The organism is Kitasatospora sp. cg17-2 (assembly GCF_054031055.1).
In genome coordinates this window covers 9527423-9550934 of record NZ_CM132923.1, presented here as the reverse complement: position 1 = coordinate 9550934, position 23512 = coordinate 9527423, and the positions used below count along the sequence as shown (strand labels likewise).

Sequence of the window (23512 nt, the reverse complement as noted above, 5' to 3'; positions counted from 1 at the left end):
GCACGTCGCGGTCCGGGCCCTGCTGCGATCTCAGGTCCTGCCGCGGTACCGCGACAGAGGAAACAACCGTCGGTCCCCCTACACGTCGTCCGGCCCGGGGCGCCGCAAGGTGGCCGCCGGCATCACTCGGCAGGTGAAGACCACGTTGACGATGACGACGAGCAGCAGGGGGATGGCGCCGACCATCAGCAGGAGGAGCGGTACCAGGTTGGCCAGCACCGCGAGGGCGCAGCGGGCGTCGCGGCCGCGGGCGGCCCACGGGGCCACCATGAGCAGCGCCAGGACGACGGGGCCGCCGATCATCAGGGCGGAGAGGCCGACCATCGCAAGCGTCGACTCGCTCGAACTCCAGGTGCCGCCGTAGGACGCCCTGACGGCCAGCTCGGCCAGCTCCAGGAGCAGCAGTGTCGGCGCCAGGAAGCGGAGCAGGTAGTGCGCGGCGGCGCGCAGGAACCAGCGCAGGGTCGCCCTGCCGTGGTCCGCCCAGCCGCGCGCGCCGATGGCGAACGGGAGGAGCAGGAGGGGCAGGACGCACAGGAGGTACATCGCCGGGTCCCCGCCGGGGTAGCCGTCGTCGAGTTCGAAGACCAGTACGTAGGCCGGGGGCAGGAGAGCGAGCAGGGTGACGGTGAGGGCGTGCGCGGTGTCGCAGCCGAGACCGCGTTCCTTGCCCCCGGCCCGTCCCCCGCCCGCCGCAGCCGCCACCGGTCCGGTGTTCCGCCTCATTCCCATGCCCCCTCCACGAGATTGAACGCGTTCAAAGTAGGGCCTGGCACCTCCGGCGGTCAATCCCGTACACCGCGCCGACGCACCGTCGGGCCCGAACGCCACCCCGGGCCGTCCTCGGCCGCGGCATCGCCCGCGGCCTCGGCGGCGCTGCTCCGGTCAGGCGTCGAGTGCCTGGCCCTCGCGCCGGACGACCGGCGGTTCCACCGACCACGGGAAGTTGATCCAGTCGTCCGTGCGCTTCCACACGTACTCGCACTTCACCAGGGAGTGCGACTTCTCGTAGATGACGGCGGACCGCACCTCGGCGACGTGGTCGAGGCAGAAGTCGTGCACCAGCTTCAGGGTCTTGCCGGTGTCGGCGACGTCGTCGGCGATCAGGACCTTCTTGTCGGTGAAGTCGATCGCCGCGGGGACGGGCGCCAGCATGACGGGCATGTCCAGGGTGGTGCCCACGCCCGTGTAGAACTCCACGTTCACCAGGTGGATGTTCTTGCAGTCCAGCGCGTAGGCCAGACCGCCCGCCACGAACACACCGCCGCGGGCGATGCTCAGGATGAGGTCGGGCTCGTAGCCGTCGTCGGCGATCGTCCGCGCAAGCTCACGCACCGCCAGGCCGAACTTCTGATAGGTCAGGTTCTCTCGCACATCAGTCACGGCGCCCAGTCTCCTCGGCACTCGGCCCGGCACCGGACACCGGCACGCCGGGCAGGGCCACGGAAGCGGCGTCGCGCGGGCGCGGAGGGCGGGCAAGCCGTGCGGTTCGTACTCAGCGCGCCCAGGGCAACCGGATCGCCTCGACGCCGGTGTCGTTCAGCAGGGCCTCGACGAGGACCGAAGGGCCGGCGACCTTGGTGGCCCACAGGTCGTAGTCGGTGCACAGGACCCATGAACGGTCCTCGGCCCAGAGGTTGGCGGGGCTGAAGTCGGTCAGGTCGGCCTCGGGCGCGTCGTAGAGGCTCACGGCGTCGCCGAGCCGCCCCATCCGCACGTGGAGGTTGTCGAAGTCGACGGCCCCGAGCGTCATCGGGTTGTAGTAGGCCAGGCAACGGGTGTCCGGGCCTGCGGGGCTGTGCGTGATGAGGATGTCGATCAGCCGGATCCAGGTCTCGCGGTCCAGGCTCCCCTCGGTGGGTGGGGTGATGCCGAGCGGCCAGCTGCCGTTCGTCCTGACCGAGGGAAAACAGCGGTGGGAGGGCCGCAGGCCGTCGGCGACGACGGGGTCGCCGGTCCGCCGGGCCAGTTCCGCCCAGGGCAGGCGCCGCCAGCCGGGGCCCGGGTGCCCCGCGCGGCCCAGGCCGCCCCCCGTCGTGATGGCGACGGCGTCGAGGTCGATGCCCCCGATGATGTCGCGCGGGGTGCTCCCCTCGGCCAGGGCCGCCTGGCGGTACTCGTGGTACGTGGCGGTGCCCGGTCCGCGCTCGTGCTCGTACATGGCGTTGAGCACCCAGACCGCGTCCGGCATCGCCGGCGGCATGAACCCGGTCAGGCCGTCTCCGCACAGCTCGAACAACCAGTCTGTCGCCCCGCTCGGCGCGAGCGGCCACTGGTCTGACAACGGGTTCGGTTCCTCGGGCACAGGCTCATTGTCCCGGCTGTGGCCACGGGGCGACACGCGGGGCCCCGGCGGCGGCCGCAGGACAGGGCGTCACCCGCTGTCAGCCCCCCGTGAGAGCATCGGCGGTCGACGGTTGTGGGGGCGATTCACCGATGTCTGCGAAGGGCGGGAGTTCCTGATGGGCGCGACGGAGTCGGCGGAGGCCCGGATCGAGGGTGCGGGCAGTGTCCTGGTCGCGCCCTCGGTGGTGCACGGCCAGGACGTGGTGGCGCGGTTCCCCGGGTCGGTCGTCACGCCGGAGGAGCTCGCCTCCGGTGCGGTCGACGTCGCGCGGAGGACCGTCTACCTGTGCGGCGACATCGGCGCGATCGGTGGCAGCCGGCTGCGGGCGGCCGCGCGGGTGTTCGTGGTCCGGGAGCTTTCGCACGGATACGGCGAGGACGAGGGCGGGGCCGGGAGCGGCGACGCGTCGTGGAGTGTCGTCGGGCTCGGCCGGGTGCCCGTGCGGGTGCACGGTGTCGGCGTGTACTACCCGCGGTTCTTCGGGCCCGAGGCCGATCACTTCGGGCGGATCCGCGCGGAGCACACGTTCCAGTCGCTGACCGAGTCCACCAAGCCCGGGACGGCCCACCGCAGCGGGATCTATCTGACGCCGGTCACGCGGGACGGTGACGGGCTGCACTTCCGGCTGCTGCGGTGCTCCACGAACCTCTCGGGGCCCACCGAGGGCTTCGGTCCGACCGACGCGGACGTCGTCGAGGAGCTGAACCGGGAGGCCGCCGCCGTGTTCCGCGGCCAGGCGCCGCTGAACCACGTGCTCGCCCAGATCTACCACAACACCGGCGCCACGGAGGGGCGCAAGCAGTCCAAGGCGCGGATCTCGGCCCATGCCGACAAGACCAAGGACATGCCCGTCAACGGCATCATGGCCTTCTGCACCTTCTACGACCGGCTCGACGGTCTCGATCGGCTCGACCGGCTCGACGGGTCGCGGCCCCCGGCCCAGGATCCCTTCGACCTCGGTGTGAAGGGAGTCAGCGGGCTGACCAGGCTCCGCTTCCACCTCAAGGACCCGGCGGCCGTGCCCGACGGGACGGCGCTGCCGCCGCAGTTCACCCTGACCCTCCACCCCGGCTCCGTGTTCCTCGTGCCGCTGTCCACCAACCGCCTCTACACGCACGAGATCCGTCCCTCGTCGTTGGACGCCGGGCTGCTCCCGACCCGCCTCGGGTACGTGGTGCGCTGTTCGAGTGCCGAAGCCGTGCACCGGGACGGCCGCACGTTCCTCAAGACCGCCGGGGATCCGGTGGAGCTGGAGCCGCCCACGGAGGCCGGCATGGACGAGCTGCGCCGGCTGTACGCCGAGGAGAACAGGACTGCGTCCTTCATCGACTACGGCGAGGGATTCCGCTTCAGCATGAACTCCGGAGACTACCTTGCGCCCCACCCGTAGCATCCCGGACCAGGTCCGCTCGTACGACCTGCCCGCCGACGGGAACCTCTTCACGGAACTCTCCGCGTCGGCCCGGCTGGAGGACACGGGCAAGGGTCGGCAGGGCGCCACGCTCACCCTGGTCGACGGGACGGGCGGCGTGCCACTCGTCCGCACCACCACCCGTTGCAGCGGCCCGGCGCAGCGCTTCCGGGCGGTGCACGAGCGGCTGGCCCGGCGGATCCAGGAGCGTGCGGGGCTCGCGGTCGGCTTCAACAACGCGCTCGTCGAGAGCTACACCAACGCCTGCACCACCATGGGCAGCCATTCCGACCAGGCCCTCGACCTGGCCGACGGGACGTTCATCGCCGTTTTCTCCTGCTACCGGCATCCCGACGCGGACCCGCCGAGGAAGCTGATCGTCGAGTCGAAGGAGCCCGGTGACGAGACGTTCGAGGTCCCACTGCACCACCACGGCGCGGTCGTGTTCTCCGTCGAGTCGAATCGGCGGCTCAGGCACCGGATCGTCCTGGACGCACCGGCCCGGACGGCGGACAACCAGTGGCTGGGCGTGACCTTCCGGACGTCGAAGACCCTGCTCCGGTTCCGTGACGGGCGCCCGTACCTGCCGCAGGGCGAGCCCCTGGTGCCGGCCGACGAGGAGCAGCGGCAGGAGTTCTTCCGGCTGCGGCGCCGTGAGAACCGCGAGACGGACTTCGTCCAGCCCCTGCTGACGTACACGATCAGCGAGGGCGATCTGCTGCCGCCCGTCTGAGGTCGAGGGACCCGCCCGCCCCCGGCGGTTTCCGGGGGTGGACGGGCCGTCCGCGTTTCCGGGAACGCGGTGGCGGCGTCAGGGATGGGCGGTGTGCCAGGCGGTGGTGAAGAGGGTGGGGAGGGGATGAGCGGGGACGAGAACGGCGTGGGCGGTGCTCGCGCGTTCGGGGGTGAGGGTGAGGGGGGCGAGTTTGGCGGCCTCGACGGGGAGTCGGGGGGCTTTCAGGTCCAGCCAGGGGCCGGGGAGGAAGAGGGTCCGACCGGCGCGGGAGCGGCGGGCGGTGACCACCCGGCCGGTGGCGCACAGCCGCTGCTGGGCGGCCTTCAGCGTGGCCGCGCTCCAGCCCGTCCACTGGCGGACGTGACGGTCGGTGGGGTCGGGAAGGGCGAGCAGCATCAGGTACAGCGCGGCGGCGTCCGTGGGCAGGTCCAGGGCGCCCGCGCAGTCGGCGACGACGTCCGGGGCGCTGCGGCGCGGGTCCTGCTCCCAGCCGGGGAGGCGTTCGGCGTCGGCGGCGAGGTGGTGGCCGAGCGCCTCCAGGCCGCCGGACAGCAGGACGCGCAGGTCCGCGAGGGCGGGCAGGCCGGAGCCGGCCGGCCGGGCCTGCGAGGGCTTCAGCCGGTCGTAGTAGTCGTCGAGCGCGTCCAGGGTCGGGTCGTCGGCACCGGTGAACAGGCCGGGGCGCACCAGGACGTGCCACTGGTGGGTGGCCGGTTCGTCCACCACCTCCACGCCGGGCAGGTCGGCCGGTGGGGCCGGCGGCCTGCCGGTGGCGGTCCGGCGGTCGACGGAGAAGAGCCGCCACACCGTTCGGGCGTCCACCGACTCGGCGGTGACGCGCAGTGCGGCGGTGGCGAGTGCGGGGCGCAGCGGGTGGCCCGCGGGTGTGCGGTAGGCGAGCCAGGCCATCGCGTACGGCGAGGCGTACGGCGCGGGTGCGTGGTCGGGGTCGCCGTTCGTCGCGAGGGCGGCGGCGAGCAGGGCCTCCGGGCGGCGGCAGCGCCTGCGTCGGCCCGGCGGGACCGGGTCGGCGGCCGGTCCGGGGCCGGTCGGTACCCATTCGCCGGTGGGGAAGCGGATCTCGCGCCGGGCCAGGGCGAGCAGACCCGCGTCGACCGGCGGCGCGCCGTACCGCTCGTGCCACCAGGCCACCGCGCGGTCCACGTCCGGCCCGTGCGTCCACAGGCGCTCCGGCTCGGCGGGCACCAGCCGGGTGCGGAACTCCCGGACGGCGTCGCCCCCGATCCGTCGGACGATCTCCTTCTCGGCGGCGCTCTCGTAGTCCCGGTGGTGGGTGCGGACGGCGAGCAGGGCTCCCGCCTCGGCCGGGGTCAGGGCCAGCCGTTCGGCCAGCCGCTCGACCGTGCCGGGGTGGGCGGGCAGCGGGCCGCGCTCCGCGAACAGCGCCAGGTAGGCGTGCAGCAGGTCGGGGCCGATCTGTGCGGTGAGCTCGGCACCGGCGCGGACCTCGCAGCCGGGGACGGCCAGGGGGCCGCCCTCGGGGAAGGTGCCGTCGGGGGCGTACTCCAGCAGCACCGCGCTGTTGAAGCTGCTGTGGAGGACGAGCGCGGTCGACAGCGCCGTCCGGAACAGGTGGCCCGCCGGCGGGGTGGGTCGGTGGTCCGGGCGTGAGACGGTGACGGTGCGCCAGCGGCCCGGCCCGCGCTCCGCCACGCACGGCAGGTCGGCGTACTCGCGCAGCCGCCCGGGACTCGTGGCGTCACCGCGGAGCAGCTCGGTCCGCCAGTCGACGACCAGGTAGGGGAAGGCGGCGGACACGCCGGGGACGATCGTGCTGGGACGGTCGAGGTCGCCGTCCCAGAGGGGGCTGCGGGTGGCCGCCTCGTGCAGCAGGCGGCCGACGCGCACGCGCGCCGGGACGACGGGGGCGGGCGCCGGGTCGGCGGGGGCCGGAGGGGCGGGGGTCCCAGGAGGGGCGGGATCCGCAGGAGGGGTGGGCGTCGCGGCTTCGGGGGTCAGGAGCGGCACCAGGTGGGCCAGTCCGTCCCGGCAGTTCGCGGCGATCTGCACCAGGCGGGTGAACTCACGGCCGACCCGCTCCTCGTCGATCTCCAGGAGCCGCCCGATCCGTTGGCGCACCGGGCCGGCGGCAGCGTCGCGGAACACCGAACACGCCTCGACCGCCCCGAGCAGCAGCTCGGCACCCGCCCGGTCCAGCGCGGGTTCCGGGGCCTCCGCCCGAACGGCGTCGAGCAGCAGCGCGGGGACGTCCACCGCGGCCAGCCGCCGGGCCCGCGCCGGGTCGGCGAGCAGAACGGCGGCGGCTCCGATGTGCTGGAAGCGGGCGAGCATCAGCGCCAGCCCGTCCAGGTCGAGCACGGGCAGCTCGGCGAGTTCCTCGTCGCACCACCGCGCCAGCGCGGCGCGCCCCGGTTCGCTGTCCACCAGGGTCGGGACCTTCGCCCACCCCTTCGGATCATGCGGCTGGTACCAGAGGTTGTCCGCGTCACCCCCGTTGGTCAGCTCGAACTCGGCCCGCAGCAGCGCCCCCAGCTCGCGGGCGAACCTCGGGTCGGCGCTCAGCGAGGACAGCGCGGGGCGCGGCGCGGTGTCGATGCGGTGCAGGTACGGGTCGGCGAGTCGCGGCGGCGGGTCGGCCACCGGCGCGCCCGCGGCCAGCAACTGGTCCAAGACACCGAGTCGCAGGACCGAGCTCCCCGCCGCCCGCCGGTCCCTCCGGCTCGGGTACGGCAGGTCGACGGGCACGCCGTCGGCCGCGATCCGGGGCGCCAACAGGTCGGCGAGCCGATGCACGACCGGCCGGGCCCCCGGGCGGAACGAGCGGTCGGCCAGGACGACCAGGGCGCGCAGCCAGTCGGCTGCGGTGCCGGGTGCGGCGCCGCCCGCGTCGGTGGCGGCGGTGAGGTGCGCCAGCGCACCCGTCCGCTCCAGGTAGTCGACGGTCAGGTCCGCCTCCGGCATCCCGGGCTGCGGCCCCACCGCGACCACCTCACGGCCGAGGTCCGGACGTTCGGCCAGGACCAGCTCCCAGGCGGGGTCGACGAGCAGCGCGGCCCAGAACTCGCGGGCCGCCGGGTGCCCCAGGTGACGGGCCGGCAGCAGCCGGCCGGCCAGTCGGGCGAGCTCGCGGGCCGGGTCGAGGCCGGCGGCGCGGGCGGTGCGGACGAGGTCGGTGGCGAGTCCGGCGCGCGGTCCCTCGCGGAGCGTGCGGTCGCCGAGCAGCGTCAATGTGCGGCGCGCCGCGTCGCGGTCGGCGCCGCGCGCGGTGACCTGCCGCAGGCGTTCGCGCAGCGCGGTGTCGGTGAGCGCGCCGGCCGCGTCCGCGGCGGCGTAGCGGGCGTCCAGCCACTCCTGGTCGACGTGCTCGCCGGCGGTGCGCTCCGTCGTCCTGGCGCGGGCGAACCACGCCGCAGCGTCGGCCCGCTCCCCGCCGTGGCGCAGGCACAGGTCCACAACGCCGTCCAGGAAGCTGCGCGACAGCGTCGGCTCGGCGGTGGCGATCGCCTTCAGCACGGCGTCGACGTCGCGCTTCACCCACACCCGCCGGGCCGAGGTGGCCTCCTCCAGACGTTCGACGTACCGCAGCACCTCCTGCTCGCGGGCGGGATGCCCGGCGAGCGCGGACTCGGGGAACGGCATCGCTCCGTCGTCCGGCAGCCCGGTCGCCGCCGGGGAGCCGACCGGTTCCCAGCCCTGGTGGGCCATCAGCCGGTCGCGGTGGCGCGCGGCGTCGGGGGTGGTGAGCAGCACGCGCTCCGCGTCGGGCAGGGCGGGGTGCCGGTAGCGGCGGGCGAGCAGACCGCCTTCGCCGTCCGGCTCCCCGGCGGAGGCGACGAGGCCGGCCTGCGCCAGTGCCTCCGCCCAGGCGGCGTCCACCGAGAGCAGCCGCACCGCCCGGGCCGGCACCGCGACACCCTCGCGCACCAGCCGCTCGGCCTCCTGCCCGCACACCCGGCGGTGCGCCTCGGCACCGGCCGCGAGCGCGAACAGCCGCGCCAGCCCGGGATGCCCCGCCAGCGGCGGCGGCACCTTCTTCAGGACCCGCCCGCGCTCGTTGCGGAAGACGACCTCCGTGTCCTCCAGCCGCGCGACGTAACCCTGCGCACCGATCTCCCCGACCATGCCCCTGCCACTCCCCCGTGCTGTCCAGCGGCCGGGCAGTGATCACCCGGCTGTTCCGGCAGCCTAACGATGACCTCTGACAGCGGGCGGCCGGGGAGCTCGCTTCCCCGGTCACGGGGGCGTCCCGGTGGCGGAGCAAGGTTCGGCGGAGCGAGGTTCAGCGGGGTGCTTCGGCGGGGTGCTTCGGCGGCGGGCGGACCGACAGGGAGCGCCGGGGAGGCTCCCGGGTGTCGAAGGGCACCGCGCCGAAGCACCGAGGGTCCCCGGACTTGGTGCTCCGGGGACCCTCGGCGTGTGCGGGGAGCCGTCGTCAGTCCTTGGCGGCCGGCTGTCGACGGCTGCGGCGCACGCGGTCGAGGCGCCGAAGACCCGGCACCCCGACGGAGAGGAGCCAAGCGGCGACGGTCAGGACCTTCTCGGAGGTCGGCGAGTCGGACCCCAGCCGGACCACCGTGATGACCAGCGCGGCCACGCCGCTCATCGACACTCCGGCGGACCGCAGGTCCGAACGGAGAACGCGGATCACGCGGTGGACACGGGCGGCCGAAGGGGCGGACCGGGCCGGGCCCGGCAGTTGGCGGGCCGCCCGGACGGCTCCGCCGAACAGGAGCGAGAGCGAGAACCGCATGGCCTCGAGGTAGCGGCGGGCCGCGGAGCCCTCGCCCGGGTCGAGGATGTCGTGCAGGTCCGGGGCCCAGATCTCGTGGAACAGGACCCTCCAGGCGTCCCGCCGGAGCATGACCCGGGTCAGGCGCAGCAGGACGAAGGGCAGGCTGGCGGTGATCCTGCGGACGACGACCTTGACGACGAGTTCGTACGCCACGGCGGCGACCATCGCGGCGATCAGCGCGACGATCCATTCGGCCCGCGGTACGGCGGCCAGCTCGTGGAGGAGGCTGCCGGCGGTCCCGGTGGCGACAGTGTTCACGCGGCACCTCCCTGGGGGGCGAGCCCCGGCAGCAGCCCGACACCGGGGGCCCGGGTCAGTTCGTGGACCTCGGCCAGGGCCTGGCGTGCGGCGACCACTCCGTCGCCGGTCATCCGGTAGTAGCGGCGGGCGGGGCGGCCTGCCGTCCTGGTGTCGATCTCCTCCTGCTGACTGGTGATCACCCCTTCCTTCTCCAGTCGCAGCAGGATCGGGTAGAGGCTGCCGCTCTGCAGCCCGGTGGTCTTCATCAGTTCCCTCCCGTAGAACTCGGCGTCCAGGTCCGCCAGGAGGGCCTGGAGGACTCGGGCCGTAGCTGTGGTGATCCTGATCGGCATACCCGTCCCCCTTGTTCCGTCCGTCCCGGGTGCGCGGGTCCCAGGACCCGCACACCCGGTAGGTGCTCTACCTAGGGTAGCAGCGACCGATTCGACGCGGAGCGTGATTTACCGTCAAAGGCCTTAGAGGTAAGCACAGTTCTCGACACTCGACGGAGGATCGCGACGACCGGGCAAACGGATCCCTCGACGAGGCAGGGGCGTCCGGCGAAACGGTCGACATGGCGGGCCGCGTGTCGCGCGGCGGATCGCGGGGGGCACGCACCGACGAGGTCAGAATGAGGCATGCGCGCAAGCACCGGTCCGGCCGGTCCGTCCTCGGTGGGATCCGGTGGGGGTGCCGTGCGGGGGGAGCACTGGTGGCCGGTGGCGGTGGCGGTGGTGAGTGCCGGGCTGCTGCACGTGGCGCTGCCCGCGTCGTACCGGGTGGATCCGGTGTGGGTGGTGCCGGTGGTGCTGTTCACGCTGCTGGTGGTGCTGGTCGTGGGCGATCCGGGGCGGATCGACCGCGAGAAGGCCTGGCTGCGGGTGGTCACCGAGAGCGTCATCGCCTTCATCACCGCGTCGAACCTGTACGCCGGGATCCACCTGGTGTCGGACATCCTGACCGACAACAAGCTGTTCGCGAACAACGCCACCGGTCTGCTGGCGACCGGTGGCGTGACCTGGGTGACGAACGTGATCGCCTTCGCGCTCTGGTACTGGGACCTGGACCGGGGCGGCGCGGCGGCGCGGGCCCACCGGCCCGCCGCGGAGCCGGCGTTCGTCTTCCCCGAGATGCAGCACACGGCCTACGCGCCGGCCGGCTGGGTGCCGCGGTTCGCCGACTACCTGTCGCTGTCGTTCTGGACCGCGACCGCGTTCAGCCCGACCGATGTCTCCGCGATCAAGCGGTGGGCCAAGCTGCTGATGATGGTCGAGGCCGCGACCTCCCTGATCGTGGCGACGCTGGTGATCGCCCGCGCGATCAACATCCTGCAGTGAGGCGGCGCCCGCGCGGCCGGCCCCGCCCCGGGTGGGGCGGGGCCGGCCAGCAGGACAGCGGCGCCGGCAGGATCAGCAGCAGCCGGCGGGCGGGCAGGCGGGGGCGGCCTTGACGCAGACGGTGACGGAGTCGGCGTTGTCGGCGAGGTGGAGGTCGGTCTCGGCGGCGTGCGCCGTCGCGGTGTTGGTGACGGTGCCCGGGGCGGTGGCCTTCGCCCGCAGGGTGAGGGTGGCGGAGGCGCCGGCGGCCAGCGTCCCGACGCTCCACTCGCCGGTGCCGGGGTGGTAGGTGCCGACTCCCTCCTCGGCGGAGAGGAACGCCAGGCCCGCCGGGAGGCGATCGGTGACGGTGACGCCGGTGGCCGTGTTGGGGCCGGCGTTGCGGACGGTGACCCGGTAGGTGACGGTCTGCCCGACGGTGACGGTGGTCTCGTCGGCGGACTTGGTGACGCCCAGGTCGGCCGCCGGGAGGACCTCGGTGTCGGCCGGGCCGGAGGTGGCGGTGAGGGGTTCGGGGGTGGCGCCGAGCCGGTTCTCGTAGGTGGCGGTGGCGGTGTTGGTGATGTGTCCGCCGGCGCTCTCCTCGTCGATGGTGACCCGGTACTCCACGGTGGTGCCGTTCGGCAGGGTGTCGGTGTTGGGCAGACTGCCGCCGTGGCCCGCGGTCGCGCCGTTGCCGAGGTTGAACGTCACCCGGTTGGTCACCGGGTCGTAGGACGCCTGGTCGTCGCCCGGCCGGTCGGTCTTCGCCCCGGCGTTGGGGCCGTCGACGATGCGCAGGCTCCCGGGCAGGTAGCTGGTGCCGTCGGGAACGGTGTCGGTCAGGACGAGGGTCTCGGCGTTGCCGCCGCCCTCGTTCCTGGCGACGATCCGGTAGGTGAGGGTGTCGCCCACCTGGAGCGGCCCGTCGGGGATCGCGGACTTGGTGAGGACGACGGCGGGGGCGGTGCCGAAGAAGATGCCGTCGAGGAAGTTCCCGACCGACTGGTTGCCGCCGGCGGAGGCGACCGAGCGGAAGGCGAAGCGGGTGACGGTCTGCCCGGCCGGGACGGTGTAGGTGCCGGAGTAGAAGCCCCAGGCGGTGGTGCCGTCGGTGAACTGGCGCTGCTGGACGACCGCGCCGGGCCGGCCGATGTCCAGCGCCATGGTGTCCTGGCCGAGCCGCCCGCGGTGGTAGAGCCGCCAGTACAGCGTGGCGCCGGGGGTGGTGGGCAGGTCCTGGTAGAGGGTGGAGACCTGGTTGGCGTTGAGCTCGGCGAACTGCGCGCCGTCGGCGGAGGGGACGCCGTTGAAGCCGTCGTGCCAGATCTCGATGAGGTGGTCGGTGGCGGTGGTCAGCCAGCCCGGGACGCGGTTCGGGCTCTGGGTCTGGGAGGCGTCGGGCAGCAGGGCGTTGCTGCCGGCGGGGACGGCGGGCTGCTCGAAGCTGCCGTTCACGAGAGTGATGCGGGACGGGGCGGGAGTGGTCACGGTCTTCCCCTTCGTTCCGGTGCCGGGATCCGGTGGCATCCGCCTTCAGGGTGCGGCAATGGTTCTTGTACGGACGAGAGCGCGGGGCGCGGCTCCCGGAGCACGCGTCGGCGCGAACCGCCCCGGAGCGCGCCCCGCCCCGCCGCGACCGCCGGGCGGTTCACCGTTCCGGTGTTTCGTGCCCACAGAGGCATCGACGACCTGCGCCGCGGGCACCGGCCCCGGAATTCGTTGACGCTCCGTCAAGGACTGGCCGAGGCTGGCCGCGGGCCGGACCGGCCCGCACCTCCCGTGCAGCACCAGCACTCCCCAGGAGCAGTGATGAACAGGATCAGGACCGCCGTCGTGGCCCTCGCCGCCGTGGCCACCCTCGGACTGGCCTCGTCCCCGGCCCTCGCCCAGAGCCAGGGCGACGACCGGGGCCAGGCCCAGCCGGCGCCCCGGCCCAAGACCTGCAGCGCGAGCGGCGGCACCTTCTTCTGCGGCGGCGACTACGGCGACGGCAAGACCTACGTCACCCTCTCCGACGGCACCAAGCAGCTGTTCGTGATCGGCACCGACTTCAACGTGTGGACCACCTGGTTCCCGCCGAAGGGCGCGCAGGCCGCGTGGATGTCCCTGGGCGGCGACCACGACTTCGCCAACAAGGTCAAGATCGTGAACAAGAAGGGCAACGCCTTCAGCATCGGCTCGCGCTCCTTCACCATCGGCGCGGACCTGTTCCGCGACCGGGACGCCGGCGGCAACTGGGGCGGCTGGTGGACCAAGGCCGTCCCCCGCGGCTGACCTCCGGGGCCCGAGGCCGGACCGGCCCGGCACGCCAGGTGCCGGTCCGGTCCAGTCCGGGCCGGGCCGGTCCGGTCCGGCACCTGGCGGGGCGCCGTCGCGGCAGCGACGGAACGGAACAACTCGCTAGGCGCCGGGGCCGGTTCTGCGGCAGGCTCGGAGGTCCGGATCGGAGCAGGAGGCGATGAGGTGGCCGCTATGACAGGACCGACGGTGCGCGCGAACGAGACCACGGTGCCGGTGCTGCCGTGCGTGTCGGTCGACGAGACGCTGGAGTTCTACCAGGCCCTCGGATTCGAGGTCACCTACAAGCAGACCCGGCCCTACGTCTACCTGGCACTGGAGTGGAGCGGGTTCGCCCTGCACTTCGGGACTCCGCCCAGGAACATCGATCCGAGCCACGAGGACGGCGGCGGCTGCCTGGTCCTCGTCGACGAAGTCGCGGCGTACCACGCCGAGTTCACCCGGTCCCTGCGCGCCGCCTACGGGCGGACGCTGTCCACCGGCCGGCCGCGCATCACCCGGTTCAGGCCGGGGGCGAGCCGCTTCACCCTCGTCGACCCGTCCGGGAACTCGATCATCTTCATCCAGCGGGACGAGCCCGCGGAGCTGGAGCACGGCGGCTCGAAGTCGCTCACCGGCCTGGCCAAGGCGCTCGACAACGCCCGTGTCCTCAGCGAGTTCAAGAACGACGACCGTGCGGCGCTGCGGGCCCTGGTCACAGCCCTGCGCCGGCACGGGGACACCGCCGCGCCCCTGGAGGTCGCCCGGACACTCGCCACCCTGGTCGAACTCGGCACCGCCCTGGAGCAGACCGACGGTGTCGACGAGTGGCGCCGTCGACTGAACGCGCTCGACCTCACCGAGGGCGAACGTCACCGGGCCACCGCCGGGCTCCGCGACCCCGAAGCGCTCCGGCTGTGGCGCGGCGGCGCGGAGCCGGGAGAGGGAACCGTCGACACACCCTGACGTTCCGGCGCGCGGGGCCGGCCGTCACCGGGCCGACACCGGGCCGGGCCGGGCCGCGCGCGGGGTTCGTAGGATGGGGGCGAAGCTCCTGGGGAAGGCTCTCCGCCAGGGGAGATCCGGCGGAGGAAGCGTGATGGAGCAGGACGCGGCGCGCCAGTTGCTCGGGCGGCAGCGGGAGTCGGAGACGCTGGAGCGGCTGCTGCGCGAGGTGCGCGACGGGCGGAGCCGGGTCGTGGTGCTGCGCGGTGAGCCGGGGATCGGCAAGTCCGCGCTGCTCGACCAGGTGGCCGCCCGGGCGGCGGGGATGCGGGTGGTCCGGACGGAGGGCGTCGAGGCCGAGTCGGAGTTCGCCTACTCGGGCCTGCAGCGGCTCTGCGCTCCGCTGCTGACGCATCTGGACGGGCTGCCGCCGGTCCAGCAGGACGCGCTGCGGGTGGCGTTCGGCCTGAGCGGCGGGCCCGCGCCCGAGCTGCTGCTGGTCGGGATGGCGGTGCTGGGACTGTTCGCCGAGGCGGCGGCCGGGAGCCCGCTGGTGTGCCTGGTCGACGACGCCCAGTGGCTGGACCTGATGTCGCTGCGGATCCTGGGGTTCGTCGGCCGCCGACTGGACGCCGAATCGGTGGCGCTGGTCTTCGCCGAGCGGCTCGCCGACGGGGAGGGCGAGCTCGCCGATCTGCCGGGTCTGCCCCTGCGCGGGCTGGCCGACGCGGACGCCCGGACCCTGCTCGGTTCGGTGCTGCCCGGTCCGGTGGACCCGCGGGTGCGGGACCGGATCGTCGCCGAGACCGGTGGGAACCCGCTCGCCCTGCTCGAACTGCCGCAGGGGCTGTCGGCGGCGGAACTGGCCTTCGGCTTCGGCGGACACGGCCTCGCCCCCGTGGCGACCCGGGTCGAGGAGGGGTTCCGTCGGCGGGTCGACGCGCTGCCCGCCGACACCCGCACCCTGCTGCTGCTCGCGGCGGTCGAGCCGGTCGGCGACGAGCTGTTGCTGTGGCGCGCCCTCGGCCCGCTGGGCATCGGGCCCGAGGCGGCGCCGCCCGCCGTGGCCGCCGGGCTGCTCAAGCTGGGCGCCCCGGTGCGGTTCCGGCATCCGCTGGTGCGCTCGGCGGTCTGGCGCCGCGCCGGGGCCGCGGACCTGCGGGCGGTGCACGGCGCCCTCGCCGACGCCACCGACGCCGAGCGCGACCCCGACCGGCGTGCCTGGCACCTCGCCCACGCGGCGGTCGGTCCGAACGAGCCGGTCGCCGACGCGTTGGAGCGGTCGGCGGACCGGGCCCTGGCCCGCGGCGGCCGGGCCGCCGCGGCCTCGTTCCTGGAGCGCTCCGCCGCGCTCAGCCCCGACCCGGCGCAGCGGGCCCGGCGGGCGCTGGCCTCGGCCTCGGCCCATCTCGCGGCGGGCGCGGCGGACCGGGTCCCGGACCTGCTCGCCGCCGCCGGACTCGGGCCGCTGGACCGGTGGCAGCAGGCCGCGTCCGACCGGCTCCGGGCGGGGGCGACCGCCCTGACCGACCCCGGACCGGGCGCGATACGGCCGCTGCTCGCGGCTGCGGTGACGCTCGGGGAGCTCGACCCGGCGGCGGCGCGCGAGACCTGCCTCGCGGCGTTCGGCGCGGCCGTCCGGGCCGGACGGCTCGACGAGGACGGGCTGCGGCGGGTGGCGGAGGCCGCCCGCGGCCTGCTGCCCGCCGGCGGGACGGCCGGGGACGGACCTGCGGACGACGAGGCGGCCGGAGCGTTCCTGCACGCCCTGGCCGTCTGGACCGAGGACGGACCGGTCAAGGCCTTCCCTCTGCTGGCGCGGGCACTGCGCGCCGTCACCGACGGGGAGGACCCGGCGGTCCCGGCGGTCCTGGGGCCGGCCGTGGGCACGGCCGGGGAGCTCGGCGACCTGGCGGCGTGGCTGGACGTCACGGACCGGGCGGTGCGGTTCGCCCGGACGACGGGCGCCCTGTCGGTCCTCTCCACGGCGCTCCCCCACCGGGCGACCGCGCTGGGCCTGGCGGGCCGTTTCGACGAGGCCTGGGACCTGCTGGCCGAGGGGGCGAACACCGAGGAACCGGTGGGGGCCGCGGCCCGCCTGGCCACCACGGGGCTGCTGAGCGCCTACCGGGGGCGGGAGCGGCCGGCCCTGGAGATCCTGGAGACGCTGGAACGGGAGGGCGAGCGGCGCGGTCCGGGCCGGTCGATCGCCGTGGCCGCGTGCGCCCGGGCGGTGCTCCACAACGGCCTGGGCAACTACCCGCTCGCACTGGAGGCCGCGCGACGGGGCTTGGAGTACCAGGACCTCGCCGTGCACCACTGGACCTGCCTGGAACTGATCGAGGCGGCCACCCGCACCGACGACCCCGAGGCACTGGCACAGGCGCGCGAGGCCCGGGAACGGCTCGCCGACCGGAGCCTGTCCGGCACCCCCTGGGCGCGCGGCGCGGCGGCGGTCGCCGACGCCCTGACCGGGCCCGAGGAGCACGCCGAGGACCGCTACCGGGCCGCGATCGAGCACTACGAGCGGGGCGGGCTCCGGGTGTTCGAGGCGCGGACCCGGCTGCTGTACGGCGAGTGGCTGCGCCGCCGCAACCGGCGGGCCGAGGCCCGCACCGAGCTGCGGACGGCGCACGGGGCCACCGCGGCGATGGGCATGGAGGCGTTCGCGGAGCGGGCCCGGCGGGAACTGCTCGCCACCGGCGAGACGGTCCGCCGCCGGGCCGTCGACGCACCGGCCCTGACCCCGCAGGAGACCCAGATCGCCCGGCTCGTGGTCGCCGGGCACTCGAACGCGGAGATCGGGGCCCAGTTGTTCATCAGCCCCCGGACGGTCGAGTGGCACCTGCGCAAGGTCTTCGTCAGGCTGGGGATCGCCTCCCGCCGTGAGCTGGACGGGGCGCTGTCGGGCGTCCGGTGACCACGCCTCGGCCGTGACCACGCGTCGGCCGTGACCGCGCCGGCCGGGGCCTGGCCGCCCGGGTCACGGCCGGCCGGACCGGGGCGGTGTGCTCACAGGCGGTCGGCGTCCAGCACGGCCCGGGCGAACGCCGTCGGGGCCTCCTGGGGCGCGTTGTGCCCGACGCCGTCGAGCACCCGGTGCTCGTACGCGCCGGTGAAGAACTTCCGGTACCCGAGGCCGTCGGTGGAGGCCAGGAAGGGATCGAGCCCGGGGTCCAGGGTGATGGTCGGGACGCCGATGGCGGGCCGGTCCGCGAGCCGCTGCTCGTAGCGGTCGTAGCGGGGTTCGCCGGCGGCCAGCCCCAGTCGCCAGCGGTAGTTGTGGGTGACGATCGCGGCGTAGTCGGGGTTGTCGAAGGCGGCGGCGGTGCGTTCGAAGGTCGCGTCGTCGAACGCCCAGGTCGGCGAGGCCTCCGCCCAGACCGCCCGGCACAGCTCGCGGCGGTACTGCGGGTTCTCCAGGCCCCGGCGGCCGCGGTCGGTGGCGAAGTAGTACTGGTACCACCAGGTGTGCTCGGCCTTCGGCGGCAGGGGGTTCTGCTGCGCCCGGACGTCGGTGACGAGGTACCCGCCCACCGACACCAGGGCCCTGACCCGCTCCGGCCACAGCGCCGCGACGATGCCGGCCGTCCGCGAACCCCAGTCGAACCCGGCCAGGACCGCCCTGCGGATCCCCAGCGCGTCCAGGAGGGCGACGATGTCGAGCGCGACGGCGGACTGCTGCGCGTTGCGGACCTCGGTCGGCGACCGGAAGGTGGTGGTGCCGTGGCCGCGCAGGTACGGGACGATCACCCGGTAACCGGCCTCGGCCAGCAGCGGGGCAACGTCGACGTAGCTGTGGATGTCGTACGGCCAGCCGTGCAGGCAGACGGCCACGGGGCCGTGCGCCGGTCCCGCCTCGGCGTAGCCGATGTCGAGCACGCCGGCGCGGACCTGCTTCAGCCTGCCGAACGGCCGCGCCGGGGCGGGTCCTTTGGCCGGGGCGGGCACTTCGGCCGGAGCGGGTCCTTCGGCCGGGCCGACCGCGGCCGGGCGGCCGGAGCGGTCGGCGGCGACGGCCCCGGCGGGCACGGCCGCGGCGCCCAGGCCGAGACCGACCGCCTTGGAGAACGTACGCCTGTCGATCATGTTCGATCCTTCCTCGGAACGGGAACCTGCTGACGTGCCCAGACGGTCGTGGTCCGGTTCAGGGCGTCGCGCAGCACCGCCCTGGTGGTGATGCCCAGCTTCGGGAAGACGCGGTAGAGGTGCGAGCCGACGGTGCGCGGCGAGAGGTGCATGCGCAGGCCGATCTCCTTGTTGGTCAGTCCTCCGGCCGCCAGGTCCGCGACCCGGTGCTCCTGTCGGGTCAGCGGGGTGACCGGCGCCGCGGCGCGGTCCGGCGGGTGCGCGGCGGCCACGTCGGCGAGGACGGCTCCCCGCCTCCCGTTCCCGTGCCCGCTCTCCCTCTTCGTCGGCATCGGTCTCCTCCCTCGTCCGCCGTCGGTCGGCCTATCGCGCCCGGCCCGGTGACCGGCCCGGTGACCGGACTCCGCCACCGGGTGTCAGCCGCCCAGACCGGCGGCGCGGGCCATGTACGCGGCGTACCACGACGGCCAGTCCGGATCGTGGTGGCCGAGCCGCGCCTCGTACTCGCCGTGGGCGAGCGCCGCGTCGCGCAGCGCCTGCTCGACCTCCGCCACCGATCGGTAGACCACCTGGCTGATCCGGCCGGGCCGTCGCGTCGTCACCTCCTGCAGGACGAAGGTGTTGCCGTCCGGGTCGGCGAAGGTCGCGAACGAGCCGTAGGACTGCCGGGTCGGATGCGGCCCCGGCACCCGGCCGGCGGTGCCGGCGTGGTGGAAGACGCCGCCCTCGTCGTGGAACACCTCGCCGACGTCGACGCCTCGGGCCACGAGCTCGGCGCGCGCCGCCACGACGTCGTCCACGACCAGGTGCACGCCCCGCTCCGACCCCGGCTCCGCGTCGGTCACACCGTTGCCGACGACGATCGACGCGGCCGAGCCGGGCGGCGTCAGGTGCACGACCCGGAAACCCCCGGGGCCGGAGAAGTCGACGTCCTCGCGGAAGCCGATCCGCGTCCAGAACTCCTTCGCCCGGTCCACGTCCGAGACCGGCACGACCACGACCTCGATCCTGAGATCCACCGTCATCTGCTACTCCTTCGCATCGGCGGGTGCCGCCCGGCACCCGCCGACAACGATCCCGGGAACACCGGCCCGTCGCCCCAGGGGCGGACCCTGGTGGAGACCCTGGCCCGTGTCCCCCGTGTCACCCGGGCCAGGGCCCGGGGGCAGGTGGACCAGGGTCCGACACGGGCTCGACGGGAGGGCACCGACCGGCAACCTGGGTCCAGCGATCACCGGCCCGCACCGGACCGGCCCGACCCGAGGAGCACGAGAACACACCATGGCCACCATCCACCTCACCGAGCGGACGCACGCGACACCGGAACAGTTCGTGTCCTGCCTCACCGACTTCGGCCCGGGCCGCCGAGAACTGTTCGGCAACAGCGCCGACGAGTACCTGAAGGTCCACACCATGGGATCCGACCGCGCCGACGTCACCGAGGGCTCGGGCGGCATCTGGGAGCGGCTGCACTACGACTGGTCCGACCCGCACCGGGTGGTGATGACCACCGTCGACTCCAACCTCTGGGGCGGCGCCTCCGGGCACACGTACACCTTCACACCACTGCCGGACGGCACGACGCGGCTGGACGCGGTGGTGGTGCGCGAGGGCAAGAACCTGAGGGGGCGCCTCACCGGGCTGCTCCTGGGCAGCGTCGGCAAGGGCGTGCTGGCGAAGGCGCTGAAGAACACGGTCAAGGCAGTCGAGGCCCGCCCGCTCCCGCCCCACGACCGGCCCGACCCCACCACCCGTCACACCCACTGACCGGCCCCCGGACCGACCCGCGGACCGGCCCTCGACCGGAGGGCGAGACCCGGGGAACGCCCCGGCGCCCGCTCGGTCGGGACGACGCACCGGCGCAGCAGTCACCCGAGGCGCTTGGAACGTCCTTCGGCCGCAAGGACCTTGGGCGGATTCGTCACCCACGGGGACCAGGCATGCACTACGCTGAGTGACTGTGTCACAACTCACAGCCAGCATGGCCGGCGAGGCTTCCGATGTTGATGCGGTGCGTCAGGCCGTGGTCCTGGCCGGCGGGGCCGGGAGTCGGCTGCGGCCGTTGACGCTGAGCCTTCCGAAGCCCATGGTCGAGGTGCGCGGCAGACCGATCCTGCGCCATCAGCTCGACTGGCTCGCCGAATCGGGAGTGGAGCAGGTCGTCGTCTCCGCCGGGCACCTGGCGGGGGTGATCGACGACTACCTCACCTCCCAGCGGTTGCCGCTGCGCACGGACCTGGTGGTCGAGGAACGGCCCCTGGGCCGGGGCGGGGGGCTCAAGTTGGCGGCCGCCGCGCTGGGGCGGCCCGGTGAACCGTGGCTGGCGCTGTACGGCGACATCTGGACCCGGTTCCCGCTCGGCGCGATGTTCGCCCACCACCGGCGGCACGGCGCGCCGGCCACGCTCGCCCTCGCCCGGCCCTGGCTGCCCAGGGGCAGCGTCGACTGCGACGAGCGGGGGCGGGTGACCGCCCTCGTCTCGCCGGCGGCGCCGCCCCTGCGGGTGAACGGCGGCGTCTTCGTCTTCGAACCACAGGTCGTGGACATGCTGCCCGACGAGGGCGACCACGAGCGGACCACCCTGCCCCGACTGGTCCGCGCACGCCAGTTGATGGGATATCCGGTGGACAGCCCCTGGCGGGCCATCAACACGCCGCACGACCTGGCCGAGGTCGAAGGCGAACTCTCCGGACCCGCCGGGCCCGGCTGACACGGCTGACACGGCTGACACGGGGAAGTCGGCAGCGGTCACGCCGCCGCGGGCGGCGCCACCACCGGTTCGAGCAGCGACAACGTCCGCTCCCGCGCGTCGAGGCCGACGCGGATGCCGAGCGGCAGCGGCAGGTTCGGACCGGCGTGCCCGAAGTCGACGTTGCCCAGGACCGGGATGTCACGGTCACCGAGGACGTCGAGCACGATCTCGGGCAGGGTGGGGGACGCGCCGGGTTCGAGGCCGCCGATCTCGCGCGGCACGCCCACGACCATGCCGGAGATCCGGTCGAGGATGCCGGAGTGCCGCATCACCTGGAGGTAGCTCCACACGTACGACGCCAGGCCGCCCATCTCCTCCCAGAACAGCACCGCGCCGTCGAACCGTTCGAGCGGCAGCGCGAAGGGCGTCGCCTGGGCCAGCACGAGGCGATTGATCACCCCGCCGATCAGCGGGCCCTCGGCCCGGCCGGGGCGCCAGCACTCCCACGACGGGCTCGCCGGCAGCGCGCCGATGGCCTCGGTGCCGGTCAGCAACTCGAAGTAGAGCCTTTCGAGTTCGGCCCGACGCGGCGCCGGGGCGGACTGCCAGTGCCCGCCGAAGCCGGGGACGGCCATGTCGGCGTGGAACCCGACCAAGCCCGTGCGCGCGTGGAGCGCCAGGTGCAGCAGTGAGATGTCGCTGTAGCCGAGGATCGGCTTGGGGTCGGCCCTGACCGCCTCGACGTCGATCAGGTCGAGGTAGCCGAACACCGTCTGGCCGCCGTCGCTCGCGACGATCGCGCGCACCTCGGGATCGCGCAGCAGAGCGTTGAGCTCCCCGGCGATCTCCGCCGGCGTGGCAGCGCTCCACCAGTGGCGGCGTCCCGCTTCCAGCAGCGGAGCCCGGCGCACCCGGAACCCCATCCGCTCGAACAGGGCCACCGTCCGCTCGACGTTGGGTTCGTAGGCGGCCGGCAGCGGGCCCGACAGGGAGGCGAGGACCACGAGGTCTCCGGGCCTCAGCGCGCGCGGTCGCAGCAGTCGGGGCGGTGCGGAGGGAGTCATGGCGTCAGTGTCGTGGGTGCCGTCCGTGACGTCACGCGGGTTTCGGCGGACGCCCACCGCGGTGCAGGGGCGCGGAGGAAGTGGGCCGGGGTATTTGCGTTCAGGCCTGGTGGGACGGGGAGTTGGTGACCACCTGGCGCAGCAGGTCGGCGTTGCCGCGGGTGCGCTTCACGCGGTCCAGGAGGAGTTCGGTGGCCTGCTGGGTGTCGAGGCCGCCCAGGGCCCGGCGCAGCGCCCAGGTCGCGGGGGTGCGGACGGGGCCGAGGAGGAGTTCCTCGCGGCGGGTGCCGGAGGCCTTGACGTCGACGGCCGGGAAGACGCGCCGGTCGGCGAGACGGCGGTCGAGGCGGAGCTCCATGTTGCCGGTGCTCTTGAACTCCTCGAAGATCAGGTCGTCCATCCGGGAGCCGGTGTCGACGAGGGCAGTGGCCAGGATGGTCAGCGAGCCGCCGTTCTCGATGCTGCGCGCCGCGCCGAAGAGCCGCTTCGGGTGCTGGAGGACGCTCGCGTCGAGGCCGCCGCTGAGGGTCCGCCCGTTCGCGGGGGCGTTGGCGTTGTGGGCGCGGGCGAGGCGGGTGAGGGAATCGAGCAGGACGACCACGTCGTGGCCGAGTTCGACGAGGCGCTTGGCCCGCTCGATGGCGAGTTCGGCGAGCGCGATGTGCTCGCGGGCGGGCCGGTCGAAGGTGGAGGCGATGACCTCGCCCTTGACCGAGCGGCGCATGTCGGTGACCTCCTCCGGGCGCTCGTCGACCAGGACGACCATCAGGTGCGCCTCGGGGTGGTTGCGGGCGATCGACTCCGCGATCGACTGCAGGACGAGCGTCTTGCCCGCCTTCGGCGGTGCCACGATCAGGCCGCGCTGGCCCTTGCCGATCGGCGCCACCAGGTCGATGACACGGCCCGTCAGCTGTCGCGGATCGCTCTCGGTCTCCAGGCGCAGCTGCCGGTGCGGGTAGAGCGGGGTCAGTTCGTGGAACGCCGGGCGGGGCCGGGACTCCTCGGCGGGATTGCCGTTGACCGTGTCGACCCGGGCCAGCTGCGGGCGGGCGCCGTTCGGACGGGCACCGTTCGCACGGGGGCGGGCCGAGCCGGGGCGGGTCGCACCGGGATGGGTGGCGCCGGGGTGGATCGCGCCGGTCAGGACGTCGCCGGTGCGCAGACCGAGCGCGCGCACCTGACCGGCGGGCAGGTGTACGTCGGTGGGCCCGGGGAGGTAACCGGAGGTGCGCAGCACGGCGCTGCCCTCACGGATGTCCAGCACTCCGGCGACGGGGAGGAGGTCGCTCGCGGCGGCGGTGTCCGGCTGCGCCGGTCCGTCGGAGCGGGCGCGGGCCCGCTGTGCGGGCCCGGGGACTTCGGTCGCCGGCGGGCGGACGGTGGAGCGCGTGGCGGTGGAGCGCGTGGCGGTGATCGCCTCGACGAGTTCGCCCTTGCGCAGGCGGGCGGCGCCCTGGATGCCCAGGGCGGAGGCGAGTTGGTGCAGGTCGGCCTTCAGCAGGCCGTCCAGCGGCGTGGTGGCGGTGGTGGTCGGTTCGGTGGTGGTCGTCACGAGCAGGTACTCCTGTGGTGTGAGAAGTGTGATGTGAAGGGTGCGGTGGCGCGGCGGCCGTGGGCG

Annotated in this window: 19 protein-coding genes and 1 pseudogene; 8 read left to right on the top strand and 12 right to left on the bottom strand. The window is 74.3% G+C overall.

The annotated features are described in order from the left end of the window. Positions 1-78: 78 nt before the first annotated feature. The 3 genes from ACW14Y_RS39990 to ACW14Y_RS39980 form a co-directional block, all read right to left on the bottom strand. The gene (locus ACW14Y_RS39990) at positions 79-732 is read right to left on the bottom strand and encodes a hypothetical protein (protein WP_456985286.1); all 654 of its coding nucleotides are present in this window, start codon (positions 730-732) and stop codon (positions 79-81) included. A 153-nt stretch (positions 733-885) separates the two neighbouring features. Beyond that, positions 886-1383, bottom strand: coding sequence for a phosphoribosyltransferase (locus tag ACW14Y_RS39985; protein WP_093858332.1), 498 nt, complete (start codon positions 1381-1383; stop codon positions 886-888). 112 nt (positions 1384-1495) lie between these two features. Next, positions 1496-2284 (bottom strand): hypothetical protein, encoded by a 789-nt coding sequence (locus tag ACW14Y_RS39980; protein ID WP_380444162.1) that lies wholly within the window; start codon positions 2282-2284, stop codon positions 1496-1498. A gap of 178 nt (positions 2285-2462) precedes the next feature. Here ACW14Y_RS39980 and ACW14Y_RS39975 point away from each other — a divergent pair, with 178 nt between their 5' ends. After that, positions 2463-3737 carry a hypothetical protein gene (locus ACW14Y_RS39975; RefSeq protein WP_456985285.1) on the top strand — a complete coding sequence of 425 codons (1275 nt, stop codon included), beginning with the start codon at positions 2463-2465 and terminating at the stop codon, positions 3735-3737. Then, the gene (locus tag ACW14Y_RS39970; RefSeq protein ID WP_456985284.1) at positions 3721-4491 is read left to right on the top strand and encodes a hypothetical protein; all 771 of its coding nucleotides are present in this window, start codon (positions 3721-3723) and stop codon (positions 4489-4491) included. The genes ACW14Y_RS39975 and ACW14Y_RS39970 overlap by 17 nt, the downstream gene beginning before the upstream one ends. 78 nt (positions 4492-4569) lie before the next feature. On the opposite strand, the gene ACW14Y_RS39965 is transcribed toward ACW14Y_RS39970, so the two are convergent. From ACW14Y_RS39965 to ACW14Y_RS39955, 3 genes are all read right to left on the bottom strand, one after another. Continuing rightward, on the bottom strand, positions 4570-8598 hold the full coding sequence (locus ACW14Y_RS39965; RefSeq protein WP_456985283.1) for a hypothetical protein: 4029 nt from the start codon (positions 8596-8598) through the stop codon (positions 4570-4572). A gap of 310 nt (positions 8599-8908) precedes the next feature. After that, complete coding sequence (locus ACW14Y_RS39960) at positions 8909-9526, bottom strand: hypothetical protein (protein WP_456985282.1); 618 nt, start codon at positions 9524-9526, stop codon at positions 8909-8911. Further along, on the bottom strand, positions 9523-9861 hold the full coding sequence (locus ACW14Y_RS39955; RefSeq protein ID WP_380301734.1) for a PadR family transcriptional regulator: 339 nt from the start codon (positions 9859-9861) through the stop codon (positions 9523-9525). The genes ACW14Y_RS39960 and ACW14Y_RS39955 overlap by 4 nt, the downstream gene beginning before the upstream one ends. Before the next feature lie 285 nt (positions 9862-10146). Here ACW14Y_RS39955 and ACW14Y_RS39950 point away from each other — a divergent pair, with 285 nt between their 5' ends. Continuing rightward, complete coding sequence (locus ACW14Y_RS39950) at positions 10147-10845, top strand: hypothetical protein (RefSeq protein WP_456985281.1); 699 nt, start codon at positions 10147-10149, stop codon at positions 10843-10845. 72 nt (positions 10846-10917) lie between these two features. On the opposite strand, the gene ACW14Y_RS39945 is transcribed toward ACW14Y_RS39950, so the two are convergent. Further along, positions 10918-12315 (bottom strand): DUF7507 domain-containing protein, encoded by a 1398-nt coding sequence (locus tag ACW14Y_RS39945; protein WP_456985280.1) that lies wholly within the window; start codon positions 12313-12315, stop codon positions 10918-10920. A 321-nt stretch (positions 12316-12636) separates the two neighbouring features. Here ACW14Y_RS39945 and ACW14Y_RS39940 point away from each other — a divergent pair, with 321 nt between their 5' ends. The 3 genes from ACW14Y_RS39940 (at position 12637) to ACW14Y_RS39930 (ending at position 16969) form a co-directional block, all read left to right on the top strand. After that, positions 12637-13101: a hypothetical protein gene (locus tag ACW14Y_RS39940; protein ID WP_266272021.1), complete on the top strand. Its 465-nt coding sequence runs from the start codon at positions 12637-12639 to the stop codon at positions 13099-13101. 198 nt (positions 13102-13299) lie between these two features. Further along, positions 13300-14070, top strand: coding sequence for a VOC family protein (locus tag ACW14Y_RS39935; protein WP_380383351.1), 771 nt, complete (start codon positions 13300-13302; stop codon positions 14068-14070). Positions 14071-14203: 133 nt separating this feature from the next. Continuing rightward, a complete protein-coding gene (locus ACW14Y_RS39930) occupies positions 14204-16969 on the top strand; it encodes a helix-turn-helix transcriptional regulator (protein ID WP_456985279.1) in 2766 nt (921 codons plus the stop codon). Positions 16970-17061: 92 nt separating this feature from the next. Here the strand turns inward: ACW14Y_RS39930 and ACW14Y_RS39925 are convergent, their stop codons facing one another. The 3 genes and pseudogenes from ACW14Y_RS39925 to ACW14Y_RS39915 all read right to left on the bottom strand — a co-directional run bounded on the left by ACW14Y_RS39925 (position 17062) and on the right by ACW14Y_RS39915 (position 19163). Next, positions 17062-18138 (bottom strand): alpha/beta fold hydrolase, encoded by a 1077-nt coding sequence (locus ACW14Y_RS39925; RefSeq protein WP_456985278.1) that lies wholly within the window; start codon positions 18136-18138, stop codon positions 17062-17064. Then, positions 18135-18362: pseudogene (locus ACW14Y_RS39920) on the bottom strand (helix-turn-helix domain-containing protein); the annotation flags it as partial. The gene ACW14Y_RS39925 and the pseudogene ACW14Y_RS39920, both read right to left, overlap by 4 nt. A gap of 192 nt (positions 18363-18554) precedes the next feature. After that, positions 18555-19163: a VOC family protein gene (locus ACW14Y_RS39915; protein WP_456985277.1), complete on the bottom strand. Its 609-nt coding sequence runs from the start codon at positions 19161-19163 to the stop codon at positions 18555-18557. Between the two features lie 256 nt (positions 19164-19419). Here ACW14Y_RS39915 and ACW14Y_RS39910 point away from each other — a divergent pair, with 256 nt between their 5' ends. After that, on the top strand, positions 19420-19905 hold the full coding sequence (locus tag ACW14Y_RS39910; protein ID WP_456985276.1) for an SRPBCC family protein: 486 nt from the start codon (positions 19420-19422) through the stop codon (positions 19903-19905). A gap of 214 nt (positions 19906-20119) precedes the next feature. Further along, positions 20120-20848 (top strand): nucleotidyltransferase family protein, encoded by a 729-nt coding sequence (locus ACW14Y_RS39905; protein WP_456988380.1) that lies wholly within the window; start codon positions 20120-20122, stop codon positions 20846-20848. Positions 20849-20886: 38 nt separating this feature from the next. Here the strand turns inward: ACW14Y_RS39905 and ACW14Y_RS39900 are convergent, their stop codons facing one another. Together ACW14Y_RS39900 and rho are read right to left on the bottom strand one after the other, a co-directional pair. Further along, positions 20887-21894, bottom strand: a complete 1008-nt coding sequence (locus ACW14Y_RS39900; RefSeq protein WP_456985275.1) for a S66 peptidase family protein — start codon at positions 21892-21894, stop codon at positions 20887-20889. A gap of 100 nt (positions 21895-21994) precedes the next feature. After that, a complete protein-coding gene (gene rho, locus ACW14Y_RS39895) occupies positions 21995-23446 on the bottom strand; it encodes a transcription termination factor Rho (RefSeq protein WP_456985274.1) in 1452 nt (483 codons plus the stop codon). Between the last annotated feature and the right edge of the window lie 66 nt (positions 23447-23512).

Bases quoted from the DNA above. Each gene is read 5' to 3' on its own strand.
- ACW14Y_RS39990 (WP_456985286.1), bottom strand. From the start codon at position 732: ATGGGAATGAGGCGGAACACCGGACCGGTGGCGGCTGCGGCGGGCGGG.
- ACW14Y_RS39975 (WP_456985285.1), top strand. From the start codon at position 2,463: ATGGGCGCGACGGAGTCGGCGGAGGCCCGGATCGAGGGTGCGGGCAGT.
- ACW14Y_RS39965 (WP_456985283.1), bottom strand. From the start codon at position 8,598: ATGGTCGGGGAGATCGGTGCGCAGGGTTACGTCGCGCGGCTGGAGGAC.
- ACW14Y_RS39955 (WP_380301734.1), bottom strand. From the start codon at position 9,861: ATGCCGATCAGGATCACCACAGCTACGGCCCGAGTCCTCCAGGCCCTC.
- ACW14Y_RS39950 (WP_456985281.1), top strand. From the start codon at position 10,147: ATGCGCGCAAGCACCGGTCCGGCCGGTCCGTCCTCGGTGGGATCCGGT.
- ACW14Y_RS39940 (WP_266272021.1), top strand. From the start codon at position 12,637: ATGAACAGGATCAGGACCGCCGTCGTGGCCCTCGCCGCCGTGGCCACC.
- ACW14Y_RS39935 (WP_380383351.1), top strand. From the start codon at position 13,300: ATGACAGGACCGACGGTGCGCGCGAACGAGACCACGGTGCCGGTGCTG.
- ACW14Y_RS39930 (WP_456985279.1), top strand. From the start codon at position 14,204: ATGGAGCAGGACGCGGCGCGCCAGTTGCTCGGGCGGCAGCGGGAGTCG.
- ACW14Y_RS39925 (WP_456985278.1), bottom strand. From the start codon at position 18,138: ATGATCGACAGGCGTACGTTCTCCAAGGCGGTCGGTCTCGGCCTGGGC.
- ACW14Y_RS39915 (WP_456985277.1), bottom strand. From the start codon at position 19,163: ATGACGGTGGATCTCAGGATCGAGGTCGTGGTCGTGCCGGTCTCGGAC.
- ACW14Y_RS39910 (WP_456985276.1), top strand. From the start codon at position 19,420: ATGGCCACCATCCACCTCACCGAGCGGACGCACGCGACACCGGAACAG.
- ACW14Y_RS39905 (WP_456988380.1), top strand. From the start codon at position 20,120: ATGGCCGGCGAGGCTTCCGATGTTGATGCGGTGCGTCAGGCCGTGGTC.
- ACW14Y_RS39900 (WP_456985275.1), bottom strand. From the start codon at position 21,894: ATGACTCCCTCCGCACCGCCCCGACTGCTGCGACCGCGCGCGCTGAGG.